The organism is Flavitalea flava (genome assembly GCF_054461575.1).
In genome coordinates this window covers 1-9,180 of record NZ_JBTLQH010000089.1, presented here as the reverse complement: position 1 = coordinate 9,180, position 9,180 = coordinate 1, and the positions used below count along the sequence as shown (strand labels likewise).

At 45.9% G+C, this 9,180-nt stretch carries 8 protein-coding genes and 1 pseudogene; 6 read left to right on the top strand and 3 right to left on the bottom strand.

Annotated features, from left to right (window positions below; genetic code table 11):
- The 6 genes and pseudogenes from ACX0G9_RS31130 to ACX0G9_RS31105 form a co-directional block, all read left to right on the top strand.
- Nucleotides 1–322: pseudogene (locus tag ACX0G9_RS31130) on the top strand (TolC family protein); the annotation flags it as partial.
- Nucleotides 323–397: 75 nt separating this feature from the next.
- Entirely contained in the window at nucleotides 398–1,351 is a 954-nt protein-coding gene (locus tag ACX0G9_RS31125; RefSeq protein WP_459068902.1) for an HlyD family secretion protein, read from the top strand.
- 3 nt (nucleotides 1,352–1,354) lie between these two features.
- Nucleotides 1,355–2,296 carry an ABC transporter ATP-binding protein gene (locus ACX0G9_RS31120; protein ID WP_459068901.1) on the top strand — a complete coding sequence of 314 codons (942 nt, stop codon included), beginning with the start codon at nucleotides 1,355–1,357 and terminating at the stop codon, nucleotides 2,294–2,296.
- Nucleotides 2,293–3,036 (top strand): ABC transporter ATP-binding protein, encoded by a 744-nt coding sequence (locus tag ACX0G9_RS31115; RefSeq protein ID WP_459068900.1) that lies wholly within the window; start codon nucleotides 2,293–2,295, stop codon nucleotides 3,034–3,036. The genes ACX0G9_RS31120 and ACX0G9_RS31115 overlap by 4 nt, the downstream gene beginning before the upstream one ends.
- A gap of 41 nt (nucleotides 3,037–3,077) precedes the next feature.
- A complete protein-coding gene (locus ACX0G9_RS31110; protein ID WP_459068899.1) occupies nucleotides 3,078–4,184 on the top strand; it encodes an ABC transporter permease in 1,107 nt (368 codons plus the stop codon).
- Nucleotides 4,181–5,299 (top strand): ABC transporter permease, encoded by a 1,119-nt coding sequence (locus tag ACX0G9_RS31105; protein ID WP_459068898.1) that lies wholly within the window; start codon nucleotides 4,181–4,183, stop codon nucleotides 5,297–5,299. The genes ACX0G9_RS31110 and ACX0G9_RS31105 overlap by 4 nt, the downstream gene beginning before the upstream one ends.
- 333 nt (nucleotides 5,300–5,632) lie before the next feature.
- Here ACX0G9_RS31105 and ACX0G9_RS31100 read toward each other — a convergent pair whose 3' ends face one another.
- The 3 genes from ACX0G9_RS31100 to ACX0G9_RS31090 form a co-directional block, all read right to left on the bottom strand.
- A complete protein-coding gene (locus ACX0G9_RS31100) occupies nucleotides 5,633–7,810 on the bottom strand; it encodes a c-type cytochrome domain-containing protein (RefSeq protein ID WP_459068897.1) in 2,178 nt (725 codons plus the stop codon).
- 65 nt (nucleotides 7,811–7,875) lie between these two features.
- A complete protein-coding gene (locus tag ACX0G9_RS31095; RefSeq protein ID WP_459068896.1) occupies nucleotides 7,876–8,901 on the bottom strand; it encodes an NHL repeat-containing protein in 1,026 nt (341 codons plus the stop codon).
- Between the two features lie 78 nt (nucleotides 8,902–8,979).
- Nucleotides 8,980–9,180, bottom strand: a 201-nt coding sequence (locus ACX0G9_RS31090; RefSeq protein WP_459068895.1) for a DUF1501 domain-containing protein, incomplete at its 5' end; no start/stop codon positions are given.

The window sequence follows — 9,180 nt, the reverse complement described above, 5'->3', positions numbered from 1 at the left end:
CGATAAAAGGTTACTAACGCTTAACCGCAACAATCTCGATATTCAAAAAGAAACATTTTTATTCACTACCAATCTTACCCTGACCCAGCAGCAGGAGGAGATCTCAAAATACCAGGAACTGATAGACCAGGACCAGGAAATTATTTCGTTGAGGACTTCTGTAAAAACTGCCTCCAATGCCCAATTGCAGAATGGGGTCCTTACCTCGCATGACTATATAACCCAGGTGAACGCGGAAAGTCAGGCCAGGGAAAGTCTGATCCTTCACCAGGTCCAACTTTTACAATCCCAATATAACAGCAAGACCACATCAGGGAACTAGAACGGCAAAAAAAGATTATTTCGTTAAAAAAAACGCCCAACCAAACGGTACCATTAAAAGATAAATCAACCCAGCATGAAATATTTTCCATCGTTCACTCCAGTCTATTTGCTTCAGCTTACCGTAATCCTGTTCCTATCCTCCTGTTCGCAGAAGGATCCGGATTATGATGCATCCGGTAATTTTGAAGCCGATGAAGTCATTGTCTCTTCACAGCAGAACGGGCAATTGCTCTCCTTTACCGCCAAGGAAGGAGACACCTTGTCCGCCGGGGCTATCGCCGGGAAGATCGATGTCTCGGGAGTCACCCTGCAAAAAGAACAGGTTCAGGCTTCGATCGAATCCCTCCATCAGAAAACGGTCGACCCAGGGCCACAGCTCGAACTGGTAAAAAAACAATTGACGGTACAACTCGCGCAGCTCGATCAGCAACTAAGAGAAAAAACCAGGACTGAAAACCTGGTGAAAGCGGATGCCGCCACGCAAAAACAATTGGATGATATCAATGCCGGTATCGATCAGTTACAGAAACAGATCAATGTGACCCGTCAGCAATTATCCGTTCAACAGACCAATATAGCCAATCAGAACCGTAGTGTCCTGAGCGAAAAGCCTCCGATGGAAAAATCGGTCGCACAATTTGAGGATCAGATCAGAAAAGGGGTCATTATCAATCCGGTCAGGGGAACAGTATTGACCAGGTATGCCCTCGAAGGCGAAATGACCACCATCGGGAAAGCCCTTTACAAAATTGCCAACCTGGATACCCTTTTACTGAAGGCTTATATTACCGGAACGCAATTAACGCAGGTAAAGCTGGGGCAGCAGGTAACCTCAAGGATCGACGCTGGTAATAAAACCTACAAAACCTACCCCGGTACTATTACCTGGGTATCCGATAAATCTGAATTTACGCCCAAGACCATACAGACAAAGGACGAAAGAGCCAACCTTGTCTATGCCATCAAGGTGAGGATAAAAAATGACGGGTTTCTGAAGATCGGCATGTTTGGGGAAGTTAAACTATAAGGTATGAATGCAGTTACTCTCGATAAGATCACCAAAACCTATGATAAAGGAAAGGTGATGGCCGTAAAAGAAGTTTCTTTCCAGGTAGAACAGGGTGAACTTTTCGGCCTGATCGGCCCGGACGGAGCAGGCAAATCCTCTATCTTCCGGATTCTCACCACCCTGTTGCTCCCTGATCAGGGCACGGCAACCGTGGCAGGTTTCGATACGGACAGGGATTTTCACCAGATCCGCGGATGCGTTGGATATATGCCTGGCCGGTTCTCCTTATACCAGGATCTGACGGTGGAAGAAAACCTGAACTTCTTCGCCGCCTTGTTCGGGACCAGTGTCGAAAAAAATTATGCTCTCATCAAAGAAATTTACGAGCAGATCAAACCCTTTAATAAACGTCGTGCCGGCAAATTGTCCGGAGGAATGAAACAAAAACTGGCCCTATGCTGCGCCCTCGTCCATAAACCCACTGTACTTTTTTTAGACGAACCAACTACAGGAGTTGATGCTGTATCGAGAAAAGAATTCTGGGATATGCTCCAACGCCTCAAAGCGCAGGGTATTACCATCCTGGTCTCGACCCCTTATATGGATGAGGCAAATCTATGTGAACGGATCGCTCTGATGCAGGAAGGTAAGATCCTTTCCATAGATACGCCAGAAAATATAGTCAAGGCCTATCCGGAAAAATTATATGCCGTAAAAGCAGAAAAGCTCCCCCCTCTTTTAAAGGAAATACGAGTATACCCGGATACCCTGTCCTGCAATGCCTTTGGTGAATATCTGCATGTATCCTTTAAAAATCAGGCTGATGACAGCAGTGCCCGGCTGGAGGAATATCTTCGTCAAAAGGGTCATCAGCAGATCGGGATCAAAGAAATACCGGCCACCATTGAAGACAGCTTCATCAGACTGATGGCGAATGCGCCAAATAAAAAAGATTTAAAATGAGTGATAAAGCAATCGTTTGCAAAGACCTCACCAAAACCTTCGGGGATTTTACCGCCGTCGACAAAATCACTTTCGAGGTCAATGCCGGCGAGATCTATGGTTTCCTCGGGGCGAACGGCGCGGGAAAAACAACGGCCATGCGGATGTTATGCGGCCTGTCCTTTCCGACTTCCGGAGAAGCTACAGTGGCAGGTTTCTCCGTTTACAAAGAGCAGGAATCCATCAAAAAGAATATCGGCTATATGAGCCAGAAATTCTCCTTGTATGAAAATCTTTCCATCAAAGAAAACATCCAGTTCTATGGCGGTGTTTATGGTCTGACAGACAAACAATTGAAAGAAAAAGGCGAGGATCTGGTCAGTAAATTGGGCCTGGAACAAGAAGCAAAAAAACTGGTGGGCAGTCTGCCGCTGGGATGGAAACAAAAACTGGCCTTTTCCGTAGCCATCATCCATGAGCCGGCCATCGTTTTCCTGGATGAACCTACCGGCGGCGTAGACCCTGTAACACGCCGCCAATTCTGGGACCTTATCTACGATGCCTCGGCAAAAGGAATCACCATTTTTGTAACTACCCATTATATGGACGAAGCGGAATATTGCAACCGCATCTCCATTATGGTGGATGGCCGGATCGACGCCCTGGATACACCCGCTAACCTGAAACAACGATTCTCCGCCAAAAGCATGGATGAAGTCTTCTATTCCCTGGCGCGGGGAGCCAAACGATCGGCTGATTGAACAAGACATGGTTTGAATAAAAAAGCTTAAACGTAAACCAAATGCAACAATTTTTGGTATTTGTCCGAAAGGAATTTTATCATGTCTTCCGGGACAGAAGGACCCTGCTGATCCTTTTCGGCTTGCCGATCGCGCAGATCCTGCTTTTTGGTTTTGCCCTTACCACGGAAATAAAGAATGCCAGAATTCTGGTGATCGACAATGCCCGGGATGATGCTTCCCGACAGATCATAACCAGAGTAGCGGCCAGCTCCTACTTTAGCCTGACGCAGGCAGAAGCTACCTACGATGACCTGAATAAGGCCTTCCGGCAGGGAAAGATCAAATGCGCCCTTGTATTTCCTCCTCAATTCGGAACTTATCTTTTACATACCAACAAAGCTCAGGTCCAGATCATAGCCGATGCCTCGGACCCCAATTCGGCCAAGACACTCACCAACTATCTGGGGAATATTATTAACGACTACCAGAACGACCTCAATACGAACGCCCCCCTTCCCTATCGTATCGAGCCGGAGATACGGATGTTGTACAATCCTGACCTGAACGGCTCCATGAGTTTTATCCCGGGTGTCATCGCCCTGGTGATGATGATCGTCTGCACCACCCTTACCTCCGTATCCATCGTCAAAGAAAAGGAAATGGGAACGATGGAAATTCTTCTGGTATCTCCTTTCAAACCGATCTACGTTATCCTGTCCAAAGCCGTACCCTATCTGGCCCTTTCCCTGCTGAATTTTATATTAATCTTATTATTAAGTGTTTTTGTATTGAAGATCCCAATCCGTGGGAATATTCCCTTGCTTTTCGCGGAAAGCACTCTTTTTATCATCAGCTGTCTTTCTTTCGGTTTGTTGATATCCAGTTTTACCAATTCGCAACAGGTGGCCATGCTGATATCCATGATGGGTATGATGTTACCTACAATCCTGTTCACCGGTTTTTTGTTTCCGTTGGAAAATATGCCGGTTCCTTTACAGGTGATCTCCAATTTCCTGCCCTCGAAATGGTATTATGCCATTGCCAAAGCGATCATGTTAAAAGGGCTGGGAATCGGAACCGTTTGGAAGGAAACGGCGATCCTTGCCGGAATGACCCTTGTCCTTCTTACGATTAGTTTGAAAAGTTTTAAAATACGTTTGGCATGAGAACTTTAAAATTCCTATTGCAAAAAGAATTCAGACAAATTTTCAGGGATAAGAGCCTTTTGCCGATCATCTTCATCTTGCCCATGATCCAGCTATTAATCATGCCGCTGGCCGCCAATTTTGATGTAAAGTATATTAACCTGGCGATCGTGGACAATGATCACTCTCCCTATGCCCAGCAATTAATTTCGAAGATAGGGGCCTCCGGTTATTTTCACCTGAAAGGAAATTCCGCCTCTTATAAAGAAGCGCTCCAATTAATAGAGCAGGGTAAGGCAGACATTATCCTGGAAATCCCCCCAAACTTCGAGCGCGACCTGGTCAGGGAAAACGCTAAAAATATTCTGATCAGCGCCGACGCCATCAACGGCATGAAGGGTACCTTAGGCAGCTCCTATCTGAACAGCGTATTAGCCGATTTTAATAACGGCATACGGCTGAAATGGATTTCCCCTCAAAAAATAAATCCCCGGCCCACCATTGAAATAAGTTCCGTCAACTGGTTCAATCCCTTACTGGATTATCAGATCTATATGGTACCTGGTATCCTGGTCATCCTGGTGACCATGGTCGGCGGTTTTATTGCCGCCCTCAATATCGTTCGGGAAAAAGAAATGGGTACCATCGAACAGATCAATGTAACGCCTGTTAAAAAATGGCAGTTCATAACGGGTAAGCTCATTCCCTTCTGGCTGATCGGCATGTTCGATTTCAGCATAGGTATGCTGATCGCCCGTTTTGTCTATGGTATTATACCAGTAGGCAGTCTGGCCGTCCTTTATCTGTTCCTTGCCGTTTACCTGGTTGCTGTATTAGGTGTAGGGCTCCTGATTTCCACCTATAGCGACAATCAATTGCAGGCCATGTTCGTCGCTTTCTTTTTTATCATGATCTTTATCCTCATGAGCGGGCAGTTTACTCCGGTGGAGAATATGCCGGTCTGGGCAAGATGGATCTCCCGTATGACGCCGGTCACCTATTTTGTAGAAGTGAACCGGATGCTTATCCTAAAGGGAAGCGGGCTCAGTGATATAAAAAATCAGCTGTTTATCGAAATGGGATTTGCCGTCGTACTCAATGGGTGGGCGATTTTGAATTACCGGAAGACTTCTTGATTTTTTCTCTTAATGATTTAGGGGATGGTTTTGTGCTTTTGGAAGTGATATGTAAAAAATGCTTTCAGTGCAGCATCAATAATGCAGACAGCGAAATTGTCTCCAGAAAACATTTTGTGAAAATAACCATTTCAAAATCTGAAAGAAGGAGCCACTTCCACAATTAAACGCTGCAGCCGGCCCTATCCTCAATCGACACATTTTTTCACCACAGGGATATATTCTACTGTACAATAAAGCCTCGGATGAAAAATGAACAAATGCCCATCAGCAGAAGTGAAAATCAGTGGAGAGAGAGGATAGGGTCGGCTGCAGAATAAAAGCCAAAGTGTCCTAGTTCACAAATATCTCATCCATCATAATCCACCCCTTCTTCCCCTTCCTCACCATCCAATCGGGCAATTTTGGAACGGGATTGACCACCAGCTTTATTACCCGGACCGTCGAAGGCTTGAATTTAATATCGAAACCGTCCAGATAGGTTCCTTTCATCTCCGTCGGTTGATCAGGCACGAGACGACCCAGCAACCGTAAGGAATTCCTGTCCTGTCCGCCCCAAACTTCGATGTTCAGCGGAGGCATAATATCATTGATGATATCCACCAGGGCCGACAAAGTAAGTTCCTGCACCACGGTAGGTTTCTTATAAAACAACAGCCCTTCCATCTTATTCTTGTGAAAACCCAACCATTTGCCATTCCCGAAATTCATATCTCCCTTGTCAAGATCTATTAATATTCCGGGTTTGAATTTCAAATAATCCGAATCTATGGGGGTCAGTAAATGCAGAGAGTCGGGCCGGAATTTCTCGCTGTAAAAATCCGCCTTTGTCAGTTCGCTGCCAAGCCATCCTTTTTTAAAGGCCTTCGCACGCATTTTGGCCATCCCGGGTAAAAGTACATGACTATCGTATATGGCGCCGCTGAGACTATCCGGATCTGTCCCATCAAAGGTATACCGGATAACTGCCCCGGGAACATAATGTTTCAGTTTAAGCGGAATAGGGGTCTGAACGATCCTTTCTTCATTTTCCAGGATTGGCGCATTCAGTTTACTATGAACCGTATCTGCATTGAACCCCGTCGTTATGACCAGATCCTTCCGGCTCTGTCGGAGCGTCCGGATTTCTTCCGGCAGAATACCCGTATTCCAGATATAAAGACGCCGGAGATCTTTCAGGGGCTGAAGTTTGGTAAGGTCATCGGCTTTTATGGCCGTACCGGAAAGAGAAAGACTTTTTAATTTAGTCAGTTTGGCCAACTCCGGCATCCCGGCTCCCGTAATTTTTGTGAAAGAAAGATTCAGTATCCGGAGATTGGGAAAACCGGCGATCATTCGCAGATCCTTATCTTCCACGGGCATTTTATCCAGGTTTAACGAAACGATCTGGTTCTTTAGGGGATCCAGTTCTTTCAGCTGATCCGCCTTAAAAAAAGCCACGCCATAATAATCGACGGCCAGGGCGGGAGATCCTTCCGCCAGCGCATGGATGGCACGGTAGTTCGAATTCAAACTCTTTACTTTTTTATCATCTGCAGCTGAGAATTCATAATGTTCTTCCTCCGGTGACCGCAGGAGCCCCGATGCCAACACCCGCAATGTATCCGTGGAAGGTAATTCAATCACCTTTTTGGTGAAATCCGCGCCTCCTTTTATCCAGGCGTAAATAACGGCCGTCTCTTCATCCGTAAGCTGTTCTTTGTTTGCCGGTGGCATATGCTTTTTTTCTTCTCTTGGCAGGTGTATCCGGCTCATCAGCAAACCCATATTCTCCTGGGAGGTATCCCAGAGTTTGCCATCCTTCCCTCCTTTTATAAGGAATGCCTGGTTATCCAGGACCAATCCCCCTTTCGCCGTATTTTGATTATGACAGCTCATACATTTGTTCTCCAGGATGGGGCTGACAAGATCCGTATAAACTACAGCCTCTTCCAGGGGTACAGCTGCTTTTTTCTTTTCCTGCATTACGGGACCCAATACAAAATTTTCGCCATGGGTAATATTTCCACCTAAATGCCCTGCCCATAAAGTGATAAGGATTATTCCCGCGGCTAAGCTCCTGGATAGGGCCGTACGTTTACGAAGCCAGCCCTGAAAACTATAGAGCGCCCATAACCCAAAGGAGATAAAGGCTCCCATCCATTTATGCCAGGCGATCGAAGAGCCTTCGTATCCGGGTTCCCTTGACAGGACCAATCCCACGATCGCCGTAATGGCTGCCGTAAAAGCGGAGGCCAGCAACAAATTTTCCGCAACATTTTCCGGCCAGTTTTTCCCGTTGGGCGACAAAGGCAGGGACTGTTTTTGTTCAAAATGTTTGGTTTCAACAAGCCATATCCATCCTGCATAACCGATAACCAATACAATAGGAAAATGCAGGGCTACCGGATGCATCCGTCCGAATACCTGCAGCCACGAGGGAATAGTCAACCGATCCTCGAAAAAGAGAAAAAAGAATAACAGGGTATTAAGAGGGATCAGAGAGGTGGCAAATATGGGCTTCAACTTCATGTGCGGTGCAATGAGATTCTACGGACAGGTAAAGGGTGAATTATATTCAGGCTCAATCAGCCAATTTATACTCTCTTCAATTTATAGGGATATACCTTTCCGGAAGCCCATTGCGCCACATAGATATTCTCATCCCGGTCTACGCAAACATCATGGGGATGTACGAATATCTTATCGGTCTGCCGCATGGCCTGCAGTTTATCATCCACATAGAGTGGTTCGCTGCCGCCGATATTACTGATCACCTTATTGTTCTTATCCAGGATAGTAACGAACCCTGTTCCTTCCGCATTCAGATCCGGTGAACGTAATACAGCCGCATACAAATGATCCCCATGGATAACGGGCCGGCAAACACAGGCTCCTGGAAGATGGATCACTTCCTGTAAAGCACCGTCCATATTAAATCGTTTGAAACAATTTCGTGTCCTGTCCGTGATCAGCAAAGTCTGTCCTCCGCTCCTCCTGTCAAAAGTTATTCCGTGTGCATTATCCAGGTGGGTATCTCCTTCTCCTCTTCCTCCGAAATAATTTTTTAAATGGCCGGCGCTGTCATAGTGTAAAATATATTGGGCTCCATATCCGTCGGCAATAAAAATATCGCCGTTCTCATCGACTACTGTTTCGGTAGGAACGAACTCCTCTTTTTTCTTATATATTCCCGGTTCCATCGGCGTATCGATTGTCAGCAGGATCTTTCCATCCATAGTCGTTTTATGGACCTGATGTGTTTGTGTATCGGTTATATATAAAAACTCTGTGCCGTTCTCGCTATGGAGAGTTAAACCATGTGCTCCCGGGAACTCATGACCCCAGGTCTTCACTAATTTTCCTCCCGTAGTATATACAAGGATATTATTTTTGGTTTCGTTGGTCAGCAGCAGAATCCTTCCTGCTTTATCCTGCACCATTTCATGACAATCGTTCACCGGGAACTTAACCGGATCGCATTTGCTCCATGCCGTATCCAGTCTGTATTGCATCCCATTGTAGCCATAAACTTTTTCGCCGGATGCAGCCAGCAGGTCTTTCATAATCAGGATACCGCCAGCGGCAAGAGAAGTCGTTTTTAAAAATTTTCTGCGCTCCATATTATTATTTTTATAAACAGTTAGGATTATTCATTTCATTTTTTTTATTTCATCGGTAAAGCCCGGCTTACTATCCACTCAGGCCATTAATCCAGGAATAACTTTTCCTGCCACATCTGTCAGGCGGTAACGCCGCCCCTGATGTTTAAAGGTTAGTTTCTCATGATCGAGTCCCATCAGATGCAACACGGTGGCATGGAAATCGTGTACATGTACCGGGTCCTTAGCTATATTATATCCGAATTCATCCGTCTCTCCATAAACGCCTGGTCTTACGCC

What these genes read in the sequence shown, in the direction of transcription:
- ACX0G9_RS31100 (WP_459068897.1), bottom strand. Translation starts at nt 7,810, where the DNA reads ATGAAGTTGAAGCCCATATTTGCCACCTCTCTGATCCCTCTTAATACC.
- ACX0G9_RS31095 (WP_459068896.1), bottom strand. Translation starts at nt 8,901, where the DNA reads ATGGAGCGCAGAAAATTTTTAAAAACGACTTCTCTTGCCGCTGGCGGT.
- ACX0G9_RS31110 (WP_459068899.1), top strand. Translation starts at nt 3,078, where the DNA reads ATGCAACAATTTTTGGTATTTGTCCGAAAGGAATTTTATCATGTCTTC.
- ACX0G9_RS31115 (WP_459068900.1), top strand. Translation starts at nt 2,293, where the DNA reads ATGAGTGATAAAGCAATCGTTTGCAAAGACCTCACCAAAACCTTCGGG.
- ACX0G9_RS31120 (WP_459068901.1), top strand. Translation starts at nt 1,355, where the DNA reads ATGAATGCAGTTACTCTCGATAAGATCACCAAAACCTATGATAAAGGA.
- ACX0G9_RS31125 (WP_459068902.1), top strand. Translation starts at nt 398, where the DNA reads ATGAAATATTTTCCATCGTTCACTCCAGTCTATTTGCTTCAGCTTACC.
- ACX0G9_RS31105 (WP_459068898.1), top strand. Translation starts at nt 4,181, where the DNA reads ATGAGAACTTTAAAATTCCTATTGCAAAAAGAATTCAGACAAATTTTC.